The organism is Solibacillus sp. GQ1, assembly GCF_059758555.1.
In genome coordinates this window covers 1-15,919 of sequence record NZ_JCAXEX010000009.1, presented here as the reverse complement: position 1 = coordinate 15,919, position 15,919 = coordinate 1, and the positions used below count along the sequence as shown (strand labels likewise).

Here is a 15,919-nt window from a genome sequence, read left to right as displayed (position 1 = left end):
AAGTTATTTCCGGTTTTTATAGTTCATTGTCATAACTACTATATATATTTTCGAATATATTATTTTGAAATAATATTTTTAATAATAACTACCTATGTAAAGGAGGCATTATATGGAATTCGACATAAGGAAATACAACCAAGGCTATTTAAATTGTTGCGGGGCTTATCATAAATGTTCTCCATACTGTGGGCGTAATACAGGTATAACCGGTCCTACTGGTCCTCCCGGTCCTGTTGGTCCCACTGGGCCTACTGGCGCTACTGGTCCTGCTGGTGGCCCTACTGGCGACATCGGGCCTACTGGGGCTACCGGGGAAATCGGACCTGCCGGAGCAACGGGGGCTACTGGCTACACTGGACCTACCGGATCTACTGGGCCAACAGGGCCGACTGGCGATACCGGACCTGCCGGAGTAACCGGGGCTATTGGTGATACTGGACCTACTGGTTCTACAGGGGCTACCGGAGCAACTGGAGCAACCGGCGCTACTGGCGATACCGGACCTACTGGAACAACTGGCGCTACTGGGGATACAGGACCTACTGGGACGACTGGTGCTACTGGTGGTACTGGTGGTACTGGACCTACTGGAACAACCGGTGCTACTGGCGATACGGGGCCTACCGGAGCCACTGGTTCTACAGGGGCTACTGGCGACATCGGACCAACAGGGGCAACCGGCGACATCGGGCCAACAGGTGCTACCGGACCTACTGGAACAACGGGCACTTCTGGCGACATCGGGCCTACCGGAGCAACGGGTGCTACTGGTGACATCGGACCTGCCGGAGTAACTGGTGATACTGGACCTACTGGACCTACTGGACCTACTGGACCTACTGGAGCTACTGGCGACACTGGACCTACCGGAGCTACGGGGGCTACTGGGGAGATCGGGCCTACCGGAGCCACTGGTGCCACTGGCGACATCGGGCCTACTGGAGCAACCGGCGCTACTGGCGACACCGGGCCTACTGGAGCAACCGGCGCTACTGGCGACACCGGTCCCACTGGAGCAACGGGGGCTACTGGCGACATCGGACCAGTTGGAGTAACTGGTTCTACCGGGGCTACCGGGCCTTCTGGCGATATCGGGCCTACCGGAGCAACGGGTGCTACTGGCGACATCGGGCCTACCGGAGCAACGGGTGCCACTGGCGAGATCGGACCCACTGGGGCAACCGGCTCTACTGGCGCTACCGGTCCTACTGGAACAACCGGCACTACTGGCGGCACTGGGCCTACCGGAGCTACCGGCGCTACTGGCGCTACCGGACCTGCCGGAGCAACAGGTGCTACTGGAGAGATTGGGACTACCGGAGCAACGGGTGCTACCGGTGAAATCGGGCCAACAGGTGCTATCGGACCTTCTGGAACAACCGGCGCTACTGGCGACACTGGACCTTCTGGAGCTACAGGAGCAACTGGTTCTACCGGGGCTACCGGGCCTTCTGGCGATATCGGACCTACCGGAGCAACGGGGGCTACTGGCGACATCGGACCTGTCGGAGCAACGGGGGCCACTGGCGATACCGGACCTGCTGGGGCGACGGGCGCTACGGGCGACATCGGACCTGCCGGAGTTACTGGGGCAACCGGCGCTACGGGGGCTACTGGGGAGATCGGGCCTACCGGAGACACTGGTGCCACTGGCGACATCGGGCCTACTGGAACAACCGGCGCTACTGGAGAGATTGGACCTGCCGGAGTAACGGGTGCTACCGGCGAAATCGGGCCAACAGGGGCTACCGGTCCTACTGGAACAACCGGCACTACTGGCGGCACTGGGCCTACCGGAGCAACGGGTGCTACTGGCGAGATCGGACCTGCCGGAGTAACCGGCGCTACTGGTGACATTGGACCTGCCGGAGTAACGGGTGCTACCGGCGAAATCGGACCAACAGGGGCTACCGGTCCTACTGGAACAACCGGCTCTACTGGCGACACTGGGCCTACCGGAGCAACGGGCGCTACCGGCGACATCGGACCTGCCGGAGCAACTGGTGCTACTGGTGATACCGGACCTACTGGAGCAACGGGGGCTACTGGCGACATCGGACCTGTCGGAGCAACGGGGGCCACTGGCGATACCGGACCTGCTGGCGACACTGGACCTACTGGAGCTACTGGTTCTACGGGGGCTACCGGTGATACTGGGCCTACCGGAGCAACTGGTTCTACAGGGGCTACCGGACCTGCCGGAATAACCGGGGCTACTGGCGACATCGGACCAACAGGGGCTACCGGCGCTACTGGCGACATCGGGCCTACCGGAGCAACGGGCGCTACTGGCGACATCGGGCCTACCGGAGCAACGGGCGCTACTGGCGACACTGGACCTACCGGAGTAACCGGGGCTACTGGCGAGATTGGGCCTACCGGAGCAACCGGTCCTACTGGAACAACTGGCGCTACTGGTGACATTGGGCCTACTGGAGCAACCGGTCCTACTGGCGATACCGGTCCTACTGGAACAATCGGAGCTACTGGTGCCACTGGTGACATCGGGCCTACTGGTGACATCGGGCCTACTGGAGCAACCGGCGCTACTGGCGACACCGGTCCCACTGGAGCAACGGGGACTACTGGCAACATCGGACCTACCGGAGTAACTGGTTCTACGGGGGCTACCGGGCCTACCGGAGCAACAGGCGCTACTGGCGATATCGGACCTACCGGAGTAACCGGCGCTACTGGAGAGATCGGGCCTACTGGGGCTACCGGCGCTACTGGCGACACTGGACCTACCGGAGCAACCGGACCTACTGGTGAGATCGGGCCTACTGGAGCAACTGGTTCTACAGGGGCTACTGGCGAGATTGGGCCTACCGGAGCAACGGGGGCTACCGGCGAAATCGGGCCAACAGGTGCTTCCGGACCTACTGGAACAACTGGTGCTACTGGCGACACTGGGCCTACCGGTGCAACCGGCGCTACTGGCGCTACCGGACTTACTGGATCAACTGGTTCTACGGGGGCTACTGGGCCAACTGGAATTACCGGTGCTACTGGCAGTACCGGACCTACTGGGCCAACTGGGATTACTGGTCCCACTGGCAGTACCGGTCCTACTGGCGGTACTGGACCTACTGGGCCAACAGGTCCTGTATTCACAGAAGGGTTTTCAGCTTTCAGGAATAATTTAACAGTTAGTGGATCTACCACAATCAACAACTGGAGCGTTGCAGCACCATATTTCACAACACGGCATTTAACCCTACTACTGGCATATTTACTGTTCCTGCAACAGGAAGGTATGTATTTGAGGCCACAATTAACTACTCCACTACTGCTGCAGTTAGCCTTTCTATAGGAGCTGGGATTAATCCTGCATTTGAAATTAGAAGAAACACTTCTTCTAATATAATTAGCGGTCTGTTCCCGATTTTAAATATAGCTGTAACATTATTAACTTTAAGAGCTATATTAGGAAGTGGAACCGTGACATTGACGGGGGAAGCACAGTTAACTGCCGGGGATACTATTGATTTGCATTATCAATCTGGCGGTTTATCATTAACTCTTAATTTAGGAGGAACAGGCGCTTCATCTACTGGTATTGTATGGTCCTGTCACCGAATTTCTTAGAGGCTGAATAGACATTTTATACAGAGAAATTAAAATGCCACTTCCCAAGAAAACTTGAGAAGTGGCATTTTTTTGTCTTCATTTTTACAATTACTAGTTTAACTAGTAATTACATCATTCCTGGCATACCCATGCCGCCCATGTCCGGCATACCGCTGCCTGCTGGTTCTGGGATGTCTGCAACTACTGCTTCTGTTGTTAAGAACAGTGAAGCTACTGAAGCTGCATTTTGTAATGCTGAACGTGTTACTTTTGCTGGGTCAACTACACCCGCTTCAACCATGTTTACCCACTCGCCTGTTGCCGCATTGAAACCAATGCCTACTTCTTCGCGTTTTAAACGGTCAACGATAATTGAACCTTCTAAACCAGCGTTTTCAGCAATTTGACGAACTGGCTCTTCTAATGCACGTAAAATAATGCGTACACCAGTTGCTACATCGCCTTCTACTTGATCCAATACTTTTTCAACTGCCGCGTATACATTTAGAAGTGCTGTACCACCACCTGATACGATACCTTCTTCTACTGCTGCACGAGTTGAGTTCAATGCGTCTTCAATACGTAATTTGCGCTCTTTTAATTCTGTTTCTGTTGCAGCACCAACTTTAATAACTGCAACACCACCAGCTAATTTAGCTAAGCGCTCTTGTAATTTTTCTTTATCGAATTCTGATGCTGTTTCAGCAAGTTGTGCACGGATTTGGTTAACGCGACCAGCTACTGCATCTGTGTTACCAGCACCCTCAACAATTGTTGTGTTATCTTTTGATACGATAACTTTAGCAGCACGACCTAAAGATGATAAATCAGCTGATTTTAAATCCAAACCAAGATCTTGTGTAATTACTTGACCACCAGTTAATACAGCAATATCTTCTAACATTGCTTTACGACGGTCACCGAAGCCTGGAGCTTTAACTGCTACTGCGTTGAAAGTACCACGTAGTTTATTTACTACCAAAGTTGCAAGTGCTTCACCTTCAACATCTTCAGCAATAATTAAAATTGGACGACCTTGTTGAACGACTTGCTCTAATACCGGTAAAATCTCCTGAATGTTTGAGATTTTTTTGTCAGTAATTAAAATGAATGGGTTGTCAAGTACCGCTTCCATTTTATCTGTATCAGTAACCATGTAGTGTGATGCATAACCACGGTCAAACTGCATACCTTCTACAACATCTAATTCGGTTGTAAAGCCTTTTGATTCTTCAATTGTAATAACGCCGTCGTTTCCTACGCGCTCCATCGCATCTGCAATGTATTGACCGATTTCTTCATCTGATGAAGAGATTGCTGCTACCTGTGCAATTGATTCTTTGTTTTCTACCGGGCGAGCAATAGTTTGTAACTCTGTTAATGCTGCTGCTACTGCTTTATCCATACCTTTACGAATACCAACAGGGTTTGCACCAGCTGTTACGTTTTTAAGTCCTTCGCGAATCATTGCTTGCGCTAGAACTGTAGCTGTTGTTGTACCGTCACCCGCGATTTCATTTGTTTTAGAAGCTACTTCTGCTACTAATTTTGCACCCATATTTTCATATGCGTTTTCTAATTCAATTTCTTTTGCGATTGATACACCGTCATTTGTAATAAGTGGAGAACCGAATTTTTTCTCTAAAACAACGTTACGCCCTTTAGGTCCTAAAGTTACTTTTACAGCGTTAGCTAATTTATCTACACCAGCTGCCATTAATGAACGTGCTTCTTCTGAAAACTTAATATCTTTTGACATAATTCATTTTCCTCCTAAAATTTACGATCTATTTTTTAATTTATTGTTTATGAAGATGTGCAGCTAGCAAAGATTAATATGTATAACTAGCTGCAGTTTTCTTTTGATTTTGTAATTATCCGACAATTGCAAGTACATCGCTCTCACGTAGGATTAAATATTCTACGCCGTCGTACTTAACTTCCGTACCAGAGAATTTAGAGAAGATAATTTCGTCGCCTTCTTTTACGTCAAGCTCAAGACGAGTGCCGTTGTCAAGAACACGACCTGTACCTACTGCCACAACTTTACCTGTTTGTGGTTTTTCTTTTGCTGAGTCGGGTAAAACAATACCAAATGCTGTTTTTTCCTCTACCTCAACAAGTTCGATAATGATGCGATCTCCTAATGGTCTTAACAATAGAAACAACCTCCTAAAAAATTTTCTATTTTTAGCACTCTCGTTTGTCGAGTGCTAACACATTTATTAGTTTAAAGAATTCCATATTTTTTTGCAAGTATGTGCACCAAAAAAATTTTGATTTATTGGCAAATTCCTCTACAATAATGTTTAATGTATAACTGTGGGGCATTCATAAGAGCCCATAGTAAATTCTATAATAGAAGATACAGCATTCCTCATGCGTTTTGGGATGTGTAATTCTACTAGTCTTTAAGAGAAAGAAGGTTTTTCATTCGTGACTTCCCGTTCATCAGATAAGTTCAAAACGCAGAAGACCGCATTTTATGTGTTACTAACTTATATCATCTGTCAGTTATCAGTCTTATTACTTATATTCATTCCCGGCTTAAAAGATTCCCTTTTACAATTATTTTCTGGTATATCTGAGCAGGATAAACTTATAAAATTATCTGCTTGGTGGTCAACTATATCATTTGCGGTTGCCTTTATTGTGAGTTTTATATTAATCTCCCGCAATAAGCAATTCTGGGAAGTGTTTAAAGGAGAAAAAGCATCAATTGGAGCTTCTATCGGTTGGGGGATCATCGGTTTTTTCCTAGTCTTTTTAGGGCAGACAATCGGCGCCTACATCGAGCTCGCACTTGGAATTGATATGGGCTCTGAAAATACGGAAGCAATTATGGGGGTCACAAAGGTAGCACCGATTATGATCCTTGCTACTGTCTTTTTAGGACCGATTTTGGAAGAGCTTGTATTCCGCCGTGTTATTTTCGGATCGATTATTCAAAACTATAATTTCTGGATTGCGAGCATAATTAGTGCAATTGTATTCGCTGCGATCCATATGGATTTTACGCACATTTTATTGTATACAATATGCGGTATGATCTTCGCATTTTTATACCATAAAACAAAGCGTCTTCTCACACCGATTATCGCCCATATTCTATTGAATGGTTTCGTCACATTTATCCAAATGAATGCCGATAAGTTTCAAATATAACTTTTGCCCGCTATATAGAATAGCGGGTTTTTTATATTCCCCCATATATAGAAAATAAAAAAACGCTACCTCGTTCGATAGCGTTACGTTAACTATTATTCATCTGTTCCATTTGCCTACGCTGCATTTCAAGTAGCTCCTCTACTTGCAGTTCACGTTCACGTTCTTCTTCTGCTAATATGCGTTCTTTTTCAGCCACTTCATATTTTCGATAACCGAGACGTGCAATGACAATACTCAGTTCATATAAAACAAATAGCGGAATCGCAATAATGATATTCGATACTAAATCAGGCGGTGCCAGCAATACCGAAATTACGATCAATACAAAATAGGCATATTTTCGAAATTTCACCATAAGCTTCGGGCTGATGATTCCGAGACGAGAAAGAAACAGTGTAACAACAGGCAATTGAAATAGCACCGCAAAGGGTACAATTAACTTAATTAGAAATGAGAAGAATTCATTAATACCGATTGTTTGCGTAATGTTCAAATCATTGGATAAATCCGTCATAAAGCGCATTATAAATGGAAATAACACAAAATAAGCAAAGGCTATTCCCCCTATACACAGTACAAAAGCATACGGAATATATTTCAATGTTGCCTTACGTTCTGCCTCATGCAAACCAGGTGTTATAAACGCCCATAGCTGGTAAAGCAATAATGGAGATACAATAACGGCAGCTACAATAAATGTAACTTGTAAATAAACGGTTAAAGGATCTGCCGGACTAAATGCGTTCATTGAAAAACTGGCAGCTAGATCACTGCGTTGAATGTATCGAATAAGTGGTTTCGCCGTATAGAAACCGATGAAAAGAGCCATCACGAAGAAAATCGCTACGAAAAATAGGCGTTTTCTAAGCTCTTCCATATGTTCAACTACGGTTAATTCTCTTGAATTCATAGCAAGACATCCTTATTTTACTTTACTTCGTTTTTTTCGTTCTCTTTATGTTCAATCACTTTTTTCTTTGTATCGAAATCGTCATCGTCATCCGTCAAGCCTTTAGTAGCGCTACGGAATTCACGTAAAGTTGTCCCCATCGCACGACCTAATGATGGCAATTTTTTGGGTCCGAATATTAACAAAGCAATCAGTCCAATGATAATCAGGCTCACAGGTGTAATCGCGTTTAGATGTACTATCACTATAGCCACCTCCTCTATTATTATGTATATTTTACATTAATTAACTAGAATATGCTATTTATAGTAATGAACATTTTATTACTTACCTGAGTTTCGCACTAAATACGTAAGAGCCTGTAGTTCTACCGATAGATCAATGTTCATCACTTTAATCGTATCGGGAACAGATAATCGTACTGGTGTGAAATTTAATATACCTTTTGCATTTATTTTAACGAGTCGGTCTGTCATCATTTGTGCTGAGCGGGATGAAACCGTTAATATTGCTAACTCCGCGCCAAATTCCTCATACATTTCCTCCAAACGATCTGGATGGAATACTGGAATATCACTGATCGTCGTTCCTTCCATCGGTGCCTTCGTATCAAATGCAACAACGATACGCGTGTTATGATTTTTTTGGAAGTTATATTTTAGTAAGCCATTTCCCAGATTCCCGACCCCTATTAATGCAACATTCATCACCTCGTCCTGGTCCAGAGTTTGACGGAAAAATTCGAGTAAATACTGGACATCATATCCATATCCCTTTTTACCAAGTGCTCCAAAATAAGAAAAGTCACGTCGAATCGTAGCCGAATCTATTTTCATCGCATCACTTAATTCCTGTGAAGAAATACGCTTTTTACCTTCAGTTGCGAAGTTTTTTAAAAATCGATAATAAAGAGGAAGTCTTTTTGTTGTTGCTTGTGGAATTTTTACTTCTTGTTTCACACATTCTCCTCCTATGTACATTTGGAAATCTTTTTCAAATAATGCCCCGTATAACCTGTCGAGGATGACCAACATGATTTAATCACATAGTTGTCGCCAAGCGATATGACACGCTTAACATGAACTCCACTCTTTGTGCAGAAGCAAGTTAATCTTACTAAACAAGGAGCGACAAGTAAAGTATCCATCGTTGCGTACAATGTTCCCATCCATTAAACTAAATAGGAGAAACTGAGGTGTAAACATGATTGTCTTACAAGTAAATCAATTATATAAATCCTTTATTACAGATGAAATATTAAGCGGTGTAAAATTAGAAGTACAGCACCGTGATCGTGTGGCATTAGTAGGACGAAACGGTGCCGGCAAGTCCACGTTATTAAAAATAATTGCCGGACAAATGAGCTATGACTCTGGTGAAATTATTATTCCAAAAGATATCCAAGTCGGCTATTTAGAGCAGCATGCAGGCATTGACTCTGAACTTTCGATTTGGGACGAAATGATGACAATTTTCGTAAACCTGCAAAATCAGGAGAAAACGTTGCGTCAACTTGAACAGCAAATGGCCGATCCTGCAATATATGAAGATAGCGAACAGTATGCACGCATTATGGCGGAATATGATCAGTTGCAGCATGACTTTAAAGATGCAGGCGGTTACCAGTATGAAGCCGATACCCGCTCTGTTTTACATGGGATGCAATTTTTCCCTGAAGATTATCAAAAGCCGATTCGCTCTCTATCCGGCGGACAACGGACACGCCTAGCCCTCGCTAAGCTTCTTTTGTCAAAGCCTGACCTCCTTATTTTAGATGAGCCGACCAACCATCTGGATATTGAAACACTTTCCTGGCTGGAAGGCTATTTAAAAGGTTATGATGGCGCGATTTTAATTGTTTCGCATGACCGTTATTTCTTAGATCAGGTCGTGTCGATTGTTTACGAAGTGTCTCGTACAAAAGTGTCGAAGTATGTAGGGAACTATAGTGCCTATTTAGATGAAAAGGCGAAAAACTATGAACGTGATTTAAAAATGTATGAGCGTCAGATGGATGAAAAGGCCAAACTCGAAACGTTTATCCAAAAAAACCTTGCCCGAGCTTCAACTACAAAGATGGCCCAGTCGCGTCGTAAAGTGCTGGAGAAGACAAGTTGGATGGAATCTCCTGATGGCGATGAAAAGAGTGCCAACTTCGGCTTTACAATTGAGCGCCAAAGCGGAAATGACGTGCTGTCGGTGGATAATTTAACAATCGGTTTTACGGACAAGGCTATTTCCCAAAATATTGGGATGCGCGTCTTTAGAGAAGATCGTATTGCACTTGTCGGTCCAAACGGTGTGGGGAAATCTACCTTATTGAAAACAATCGTTCAAGATATCGAGGCACTGGCCGGGGATATCCGTTACGGTACGAATGTTCAAATCGGCTATTATGATCAGGAGCAGGCGAAGCTTCATTCAAATAAATCTGTACTTAGTGAGCTTTGGGATGAATGGCCATTACTGAATGAAAAGGATATCCGCAACATTTTAGGTCGCTTCCTATTTAGTGGAGATGATGTATCAAAAACAGTAAACTCCCTATCAGGTGGAGAAAAGGCGCGACTTGCACTTGCTAAATTAATGATGCAAAAATCAAATTTCCTAGTACTTGATGAGCCGACAAACCATTTAGACTTGGACAGTAAAGAAATACTGGAAAATGCCTTAATTGATTATCCCGGTACACTGCTATTCGTTTCGCATGACCGCTATTTTATCAATCGTATCGCTACTAAAGTCGTTGAACTCTCAGGCACAGGTTCTTTCGAATATTTAGGTGACTATGATTACTATGTGGAAAAGAAAGAGGAGCTTGAAGAATTAGCTGCAATGAAAGCCGCAGCAATTGAAAAAAATTCAGCTGAATCGACTGTTCAAACAAAGACCACATCGATGATTGATAAGGATGCGAAAAAAAGAGAACGTCAAATTCGTCGTGCAATTGAAGATATTGAAAAGCAAATGGGCGCTTTAGATGAGAAAATTGCCATCTTTGAAGAACAACTTTGTGATCCTGACATATATTCGGATCATGAAAAAACATTAACAATTCAATCTGAACTGAATGATGTTAAAGAACAGCATGAAGTATTTGAAATGGAATGGCTTGAACTAAACGAAGAGCTTGAACAGCTATAATTTATGGAGTGTCCATCAACATATGGACACTCCTTTTTTATATGTACACGAAAAGTCTTTTTCTACAGAAACATATTTATTGTATTGTTATTGTATAATACTAAACCTTTCTATCACCCTGTCTACATAATAATCATATATATAGGTCAATACGCCAAATTTCTACAAATTTCTCCACAATTTTATTCACAATATAAATCTAGTAATATCAACATATCAACATAGTTTTCCACATTATCCACATTTAAAATCTAAGTTATACACATTGCTGTGTGAAAAAGACACTACTATATATAGATAAGTCACATGTTACCCACAAGTTATACACAGTTTGTGTATAAGTACGCATGTTCGCAAGTTTTTTTGTGGGTATTTAACTTTATCTGTGGATAATTTTCAGAAAAGTTGAACAGTCAATAAAAACTTGTTATAAATGAGATTTATCCATCATAAATTACTAGATTCGACTTTTTTATATTATTGAAAGAAAACAAATTAAGAAAAAATTATTTTCTATACAAAAAAAGCATGAGAAAAGGATGTACTGCTACATCTTTTCACCATGCTTATATACCCTATTTCCAGCTCAAGAGCTCCATCCCAGGTCGCCCATTCATAGCTAAATTACCACGAACCCCTGCTTCATACATTTCATATGCAGCTGCACCAATCATTGCAGCATTATCTGTACATAATTTTAAAGGCGGTACATAAAATGGAATACCTTCTTCTTTAAACGCAAGTTCCAACGCTGTACGTAGTCCTTTATTGGCTGATACACCGCCAGCTGCAATTACTTGTTTTACCTGAAATTCACGAGCTGCTCGTACTGTCTTACCTGTCAATACTTCTACTACACTGTCTTGGAAGCCTTTTGCAACATTTTCGGGAATAATTTCTTCACCGCGCTGATCCAAATTATGTTTATAATTAATCACTGCAGATTTCAAGCCGCTGAAGCTAAAGTCGTATGAATCTTCCTCCAACCATACACGCGGGAAAGGAACGGCTTCTGTCGCTTCATGTGCAAGTCGGTCAATATGAGGACCACCCGGATATGGCATATTCAATACGCGCGCTACTTTGTCATATGCTTCACCTGCAGCATCATCACGTGTTTCACCGATAACTTCAAATGAACCATGTTCACGCATTAGGACAAGCTCTGTATGTCCACCTGAAACAACGAGTGCCAACAGTGGAAATTCCATTGGCTGTACTAGATTATTTGCATAAATATGCCCGGCAATATGATGTGTCCCGATTAATGGCAAACCGTGTACAAAAGCGAAAGCCTTAGCCGCATTAATACCGATTAACAAAGCACCCACTAGTCCTGGTCCTTCAGTTACGGCAACAGCTGTTAATTCTTTCGGTTCCATATTTGCCTGCTTTAATGCTTCTTCTAAAACAATTGTCATTTGTTCAACATGGTGACGTGATGCGATTTCCGGGACAACCCCGCCGAAACGCTTATGGCTTTCAATTTGTGATGATACAACATTCGAAATAATCTCTGTGCCATTTTTAATAATGGCTGCTGCTGTTTCGTCACAGCTAGTTTCAATTGCTAATATATAGTTATCCATTATAAATTCACCCACATTACTAACGCATCTTCCTGGTTATCCGTATAGTAGCCTTTACGAAGTCCTCCATCTTGGAAACCAAGTTTGCGATATAAATTTTGTGCAACAGTATTTGTTACACGTACTTCTAAGCTCATGACGTCCATATTTGCTTCTTTTGCTACTCGCATCGCTTCACGCATAAGTGTCTCACCAATGCCTTGACCACGTACAGATTGTACAACCGCTACGTTTGTAATCTGTGCTGCATCAATAACAAGCCAAATTCCACAGAAACCGATAATTTCGCCGTTCTCGTCTTCCGCCACTAAATAATGGGCATATTGGTTTTCGGTCATTTCGTAATAAAACGAATCCAATGTCCATGGTGTAGGAAATGTTGCAAGCTCAATTTTATGAACAGCCTTAACATCATCTATTGTCATTCTGCGATACTGTACCATTAAAGTTGCTCCTTTTTCTGTTCCTTTATCCAATTCGCTTCGGCTTCTGCAATACGGCGATATTGGGGAACAAAAGCATGGACTGCCTCAACTGTCGGTAATGGCATTTGTTGTGCTAAAGCAATTAGTTCGGATGCACGCGGTAAATTCATTGTATATGGCGCACGGATAGCGGAATCACCTAATACTTGCTGAATTTTTTCCATGTATAAATCGACATCTGTTCCGACAAACAATATTGGTCTTTCTAATTGCTGAAGCTTCTGTAATAACCCGTCGATATGATCATGATAATCTTCAACAATCGGCTCCATAGTATCTGATTCATAAACACCGGCATATACATTTTGACGACGGGCATCGATTAATGAACAAATTGCAAAGTTTGCAACACGGGCATTTGCAGCCAGTGCTTTCAAGCTTGATACGCCAACCAATGGCTTTTGCAATGACCAGGCCAAAGTTTTGGCAATAGTGACACCAATACGGACTCCTGTATAAGAGCCGGGACCTTCTGAAACGGCAATCGCGTCAATTTGTGCCGGTTTTAAGCCTGCTCTGTTTATAACTTCTTCAATTGCCGGCATTGCACCAACTGAATGTGTCAATTTTATATTTTGCACGACTTCTGCAATTACTTTAGTATCTTGTACTATGGCGACAGAAAGCGGTGCATTTGCTGTCTCTATTCCTAACCAAATCATTTTAATAACTCCTCACAAAGACGAACATACTTTTCGCCTATCGGTTTCAATACAAATTTGCGTTTCGTTTCATCGATGCGTGTAATTTCAATTGCTAAACGCTCTTCAGGTAAATCTTCCTGTATAAGATGTGCCCATTCCACAACTGTTACAGCATCTCCATAAAAAATTTCTTCCCAGCCTAAATCTTCATCGCTATCTTCCAGACGATATACATCCAGGTGATTAAGCGGAATACGTCCTATATATTGCTTCATAATCGTAAATGTTGGACTATTGACCGTTCTTTTTACGCCAAGCCCTTTTGCAAAGCTCTGTGTAAATGTCGTTTTGCCAGCACCTAAATCACCTTCAAGGGTAATCGTATACTGTGGCTCGACTAAGTCTGCCAGTCTCATCGCAAGCGCTTGCGTTTCTTCCAGCGTATTTACATCTTTTTCAAATATCATTTGATTGCTTCCTTCCACAAAAAAATCCATTATCTCTAGTTTACTTGAACTGAAGCAATTGTTCAAAATGTATCACTTTTAGATTGGTTCTTACTCAACTACGTTAATATAAAGTAGCTGTGAAAAAAAGAAAAACACTCATCTTTTCTAAGAAAAAGTGAATGTTTTCGGACTTCCCTTTATTTGATTTTCATTCTCGAGATTGTTTAGGCTATTGGAGAAATACTATGAGCATCCCCATGCTTAACCACATTTTTTGCCGATCCTAACGCTTTGACTTACCTTTACGTTCCACAACTTCTTTTTTAACCAATACATCATTCTCAAATTTTAAGCGATATCCTTTCGTCAGCAGAATTTCGTCGTTCCATTCATAAGTACCGTTTTCTACTTCCTGACCGGCCCCTCCTGAAATGCGGACTACTTCTAAATAAGACATCCCTTCTTTTACTTCTTCATATTCTTCTTCATTCATGTATTTTTGCCAAACATATGTATTACTTTCCTCTATCTCTAAAACTTCATCCTGACAAGCTGTTATTAGCATTGTCAGCAACATAACGAGACAAATAGACAGGAAGACATAAAAAGCCTTTTTATTCATTCGTATCCCCCCTCAATATCCTTATGAAACCATTCCCTAAATTAAACGGTTCAAACATTACCAAGAGGAAAAGGAGAATACGAACGTATTCGCATCCTCCCTATTTAAATAAGCTTAAATTTTTATATTCTTTAATAATCTTTACTGCCTTATATACCCGGAATCCAACCTGGTCTTGACAGGATCTTCTCCATTAAAGGACCAGGAATTACAGTATCAATTTTTTCATCATAAGCTGTTACAACGTTTTCCTCATTGTATACCTTTTCCACCCAATGCGGCTCAATTAACAGAGCACGACCAAGTGCTACTAAATCTGCACCTAACTGTAATGCTTGTTCTGCTTCTTCACGAGTATAAATTGATCCGACACCAATTAACGGTTTACGTCCATTTAATAAGCTGTGAATTACAGAAATACGGTTTTGTTGACCGTTTTCATAACGATGTGTTTCGGATTTGAAATCTCCAAGTGAAATATGCAAATATGTTAGCGCTGTTTTCGCTAATTCATCTACTAATTTGACTGTATCATCCATTGTAATACCATCTTCTTCAGGCTCTTCCGGGCTGAAACGGTAACCGACGATAAACTTTTCATCTGCATATGTGTTTTTAACTTTAATTACTTCATTTACCACTTCCAATGGGAAACGCAATCTATTTTCAAATGTCCCGCCGTATTCATCTGTTCTTTTATTTGTAAAGGCAGAGAAATACTGTTGAATCAAATACGTATTTGCACCATGGATTTCAACGCCGTCAAAACCTGCTTCAATTGCTCTTCTTGTGGCTTCCGCATATGCTTTAACCATCTCTTTAGTTTCTTCAAGAGTTAATGCACGAGCTTCTTTTTTCTCAATTGTAACAGCAACACTCGCACTTACAACATCTCCATTTGGTACTAGATGTTGAAGTGATTGTCGACCGCCATGATGAATTTGTAAAACAGCTTTAGCACCGCCTTGTTGAATAGCCTGTGCAATTCTTCGCAAGCTTGGAATATAACGATCTTCATGTGCGGCAATTTGTCCTGGGAATGCTTTACCGTTTGCTGCAACATATGCGCATGCTGTAATGATCATTCCAGCTCCTTCAGCACGTTCTTTATAATATGTGATTTCCTCATCGGAAACTGTATCATCTTCATTTGCAGAGTAGGTTGTCATAGGTGCCATAACTAAACGATTTCGTAGTTCAACCTGTTCATTCAATTTAAATTTTTCAAAAAGTGCTTTCATTAAAATTCCTCCCTTTTGCTATGTATGTACTTTAACGAAACTGTATTTTATTTTCAAGTTAGAGGTCCTCTTTAATTTTAAATATTCATTTTAA

16 protein-coding genes are annotated in these 15,919 nt (G+C 42.7%); 4 read left to right on the top strand and 12 right to left on the bottom strand.

The genetic code is table 11. The features are described from left to right. Positions 1–168: 168 nt before the first annotated feature. On the bottom strand, positions 169–294 hold the full coding sequence (locus AC6CH1_RS18795; protein ID WP_498318802.1) for a hypothetical protein: 126 nt from the start codon (positions 292–294) through the stop codon (positions 169–171). 367 nt (positions 295–661) lie between these two features. On the opposite strand from AC6CH1_RS18795, the gene AC6CH1_RS18790 reads away from it, so the two are divergent. Together AC6CH1_RS18790 and AC6CH1_RS18785 are read left to right on the top strand one after the other, a co-directional pair. Continuing rightward, complete coding sequence (locus tag AC6CH1_RS18790; protein ID WP_498318822.1) at positions 662–3,316, top strand: beta strand repeat-containing protein; 2,655 nt, start codon at positions 662–664, stop codon at positions 3,314–3,316. A 128-nt stretch (positions 3,317–3,444) separates the two neighbouring features. Further along, entirely contained in the window at positions 3,445–3,591 is a 147-nt protein-coding gene (locus tag AC6CH1_RS18785; RefSeq protein WP_498318801.1) for a hypothetical protein, read from the top strand. Between the two features lie 109 nt (positions 3,592–3,700). On the opposite strand, the gene groL is transcribed toward AC6CH1_RS18785, so the two are convergent. Further along, positions 3,701–5,332 carry a chaperonin GroEL gene (groL, locus tag AC6CH1_RS18780; protein ID WP_251691682.1) on the bottom strand — a complete coding sequence of 544 codons (1,632 nt, stop codon included), beginning with the start codon at positions 5,330–5,332 and terminating at the stop codon, positions 3,701–3,703. Positions 5,333–5,447: 115 nt separating this feature from the next. Beyond that, complete coding sequence (groES, locus tag AC6CH1_RS18775) at positions 5,448–5,732, bottom strand: co-chaperone GroES (RefSeq protein WP_008408486.1); 285 nt, start codon at positions 5,730–5,732, stop codon at positions 5,448–5,450. 277 nt (positions 5,733–6,009) lie between these two features. Here groES and AC6CH1_RS18770 point away from each other — a divergent pair, with 277 nt between their 5' ends. Continuing rightward, positions 6,010–6,738, top strand: a complete 729-nt coding sequence (locus AC6CH1_RS18770; protein WP_498318800.1) for a CPBP family intramembrane glutamic endopeptidase — start codon at positions 6,010–6,012, stop codon at positions 6,736–6,738. An 88-nt stretch (positions 6,739–6,826) separates the two neighbouring features. Here the strand turns inward: AC6CH1_RS18770 and tatC are convergent, their stop codons facing one another. The 3 genes from tatC to AC6CH1_RS18755 all read right to left on the bottom strand — a co-directional run bounded on the left by tatC (position 6,827) and on the right by AC6CH1_RS18755 (position 8,610). After that, positions 6,827–7,651 carry a twin-arginine translocase subunit TatC gene (tatC, locus tag AC6CH1_RS18765; protein WP_251691678.1) on the bottom strand — a complete coding sequence of 275 codons (825 nt, stop codon included), beginning with the start codon at positions 7,649–7,651 and terminating at the stop codon, positions 6,827–6,829. A gap of 17 nt (positions 7,652–7,668) precedes the next feature. Next, positions 7,669–7,896, bottom strand: a complete 228-nt coding sequence (gene tatA / locus AC6CH1_RS18760) for a twin-arginine translocase TatA/TatE family subunit (RefSeq protein WP_008408483.1) — start codon at positions 7,894–7,896, stop codon at positions 7,669–7,671. 78 nt (positions 7,897–7,974) lie between these two features. Next, entirely contained in the window at positions 7,975–8,610 is a 636-nt protein-coding gene (locus AC6CH1_RS18755; protein WP_251691674.1) for a redox-sensing transcriptional repressor Rex, read from the bottom strand. Between the two features lie 244 nt (positions 8,611–8,854). Between AC6CH1_RS18755 and AC6CH1_RS18750 the strand changes: the two genes are divergently transcribed. Continuing rightward, entirely contained in the window at positions 8,855–10,795 is a 1,941-nt protein-coding gene (locus AC6CH1_RS18750; protein WP_498318798.1) for an ABC-F family ATP-binding cassette domain-containing protein, read from the top strand. 575 nt (positions 10,796–11,370) lie between these two features. Here AC6CH1_RS18750 and tsaD read toward each other — a convergent pair. From tsaD to AC6CH1_RS18720, 6 genes are all read right to left on the bottom strand, one after another. After that, positions 11,371–12,384, bottom strand: a complete 1,014-nt coding sequence (gene tsaD / locus AC6CH1_RS18745) for a tRNA (adenosine(37)-N6)-threonylcarbamoyltransferase complex transferase subunit TsaD (RefSeq protein WP_498318796.1) — start codon at positions 12,382–12,384, stop codon at positions 11,371–11,373. After that, the gene (gene rimI, locus AC6CH1_RS18740) at positions 12,384–12,827 is read right to left on the bottom strand and encodes a ribosomal protein S18-alanine N-acetyltransferase (protein WP_251691668.1); all 444 of its coding nucleotides are present in this window, start codon (positions 12,825–12,827) and stop codon (positions 12,384–12,386) included. Before rimI ends, tsaD begins: the two co-directional genes overlap by 1 nt. Continuing rightward, positions 12,827–13,531 (bottom strand): tRNA (adenosine(37)-N6)-threonylcarbamoyltransferase complex dimerization subunit type 1 TsaB, encoded by a 705-nt coding sequence (gene tsaB / locus AC6CH1_RS18735; protein ID WP_427714246.1) that lies wholly within the window; start codon positions 13,529–13,531, stop codon positions 12,827–12,829. Before tsaB ends, rimI begins: the two co-directional genes overlap by 1 nt. Beyond that, positions 13,528–13,980 (bottom strand): tRNA (adenosine(37)-N6)-threonylcarbamoyltransferase complex ATPase subunit type 1 TsaE, encoded by a 453-nt coding sequence (gene tsaE / locus AC6CH1_RS18730; RefSeq protein WP_427714244.1) that lies wholly within the window; start codon positions 13,978–13,980, stop codon positions 13,528–13,530. The genes tsaB and tsaE overlap by 4 nt, the downstream gene beginning before the upstream one ends. A 265-nt stretch (positions 13,981–14,245) precedes the next feature. Further along, positions 14,246–14,584, bottom strand: coding sequence for a hypothetical protein (locus AC6CH1_RS18725; protein ID WP_251691661.1), 339 nt, complete (start codon positions 14,582–14,584; stop codon positions 14,246–14,248). Positions 14,585–14,733: 149 nt separating this feature from the next. Next, positions 14,734–15,825: an NADH-dependent flavin oxidoreductase gene (locus AC6CH1_RS18720; protein WP_251691660.1), complete on the bottom strand. Its 1,092-nt coding sequence runs from the start codon at positions 15,823–15,825 to the stop codon at positions 14,734–14,736. Between the last annotated feature and the right edge of the window lie 94 nt (positions 15,826–15,919).

Bases quoted from the DNA above. Each gene is read 5' to 3' on its own strand.
- AC6CH1_RS18795 (WP_498318802.1), bottom strand. From the start codon at position 294: ATGTCGCCAGTAGGGCCACCAGCAGGACCAGTAGCGCCAGTAGGCCCA.
- groL (WP_251691682.1), bottom strand. From the start codon at position 5,332: ATGTCAAAAGATATTAAGTTTTCAGAAGAAGCACGTTCATTAATGGCA.
- tatC (WP_251691678.1), bottom strand. From the start codon at position 7,651: ATGAATTCAAGAGAATTAACCGTAGTTGAACATATGGAAGAGCTTAGA.
- AC6CH1_RS18750 (WP_498318798.1), top strand. From the start codon at position 8,855: ATGATTGTCTTACAAGTAAATCAATTATATAAATCCTTTATTACAGAT.
- tsaD (WP_498318796.1), bottom strand. From the start codon at position 12,384: ATGGATAACTATATATTAGCAATTGAAACTAGCTGTGACGAAACAGCA.
- rimI (WP_251691668.1), bottom strand. From the start codon at position 12,827: ATGGTACAGTATCGCAGAATGACAATAGATGATGTTAAGGCTGTTCAT.
- tsaB (WP_427714246.1), bottom strand. From the start codon at position 13,531: ATGATTTGGTTAGGAATAGAGACAGCAAATGCACCGCTTTCTGTCGCC.
- tsaE (WP_427714244.1), bottom strand. From the start codon at position 13,980: ATGATATTTGAAAAAGATGTAAATACGCTGGAAGAAACGCAAGCGCTT.
- AC6CH1_RS18725 (WP_251691661.1), bottom strand. From the start codon at position 14,584: ATGAATAAAAAGGCTTTTTATGTCTTCCTGTCTATTTGTCTCGTTATG.
- AC6CH1_RS18720 (WP_251691660.1), bottom strand. From the start codon at position 15,825: ATGAAAGCACTTTTTGAAAAATTTAAATTGAATGAACAGGTTGAACTA.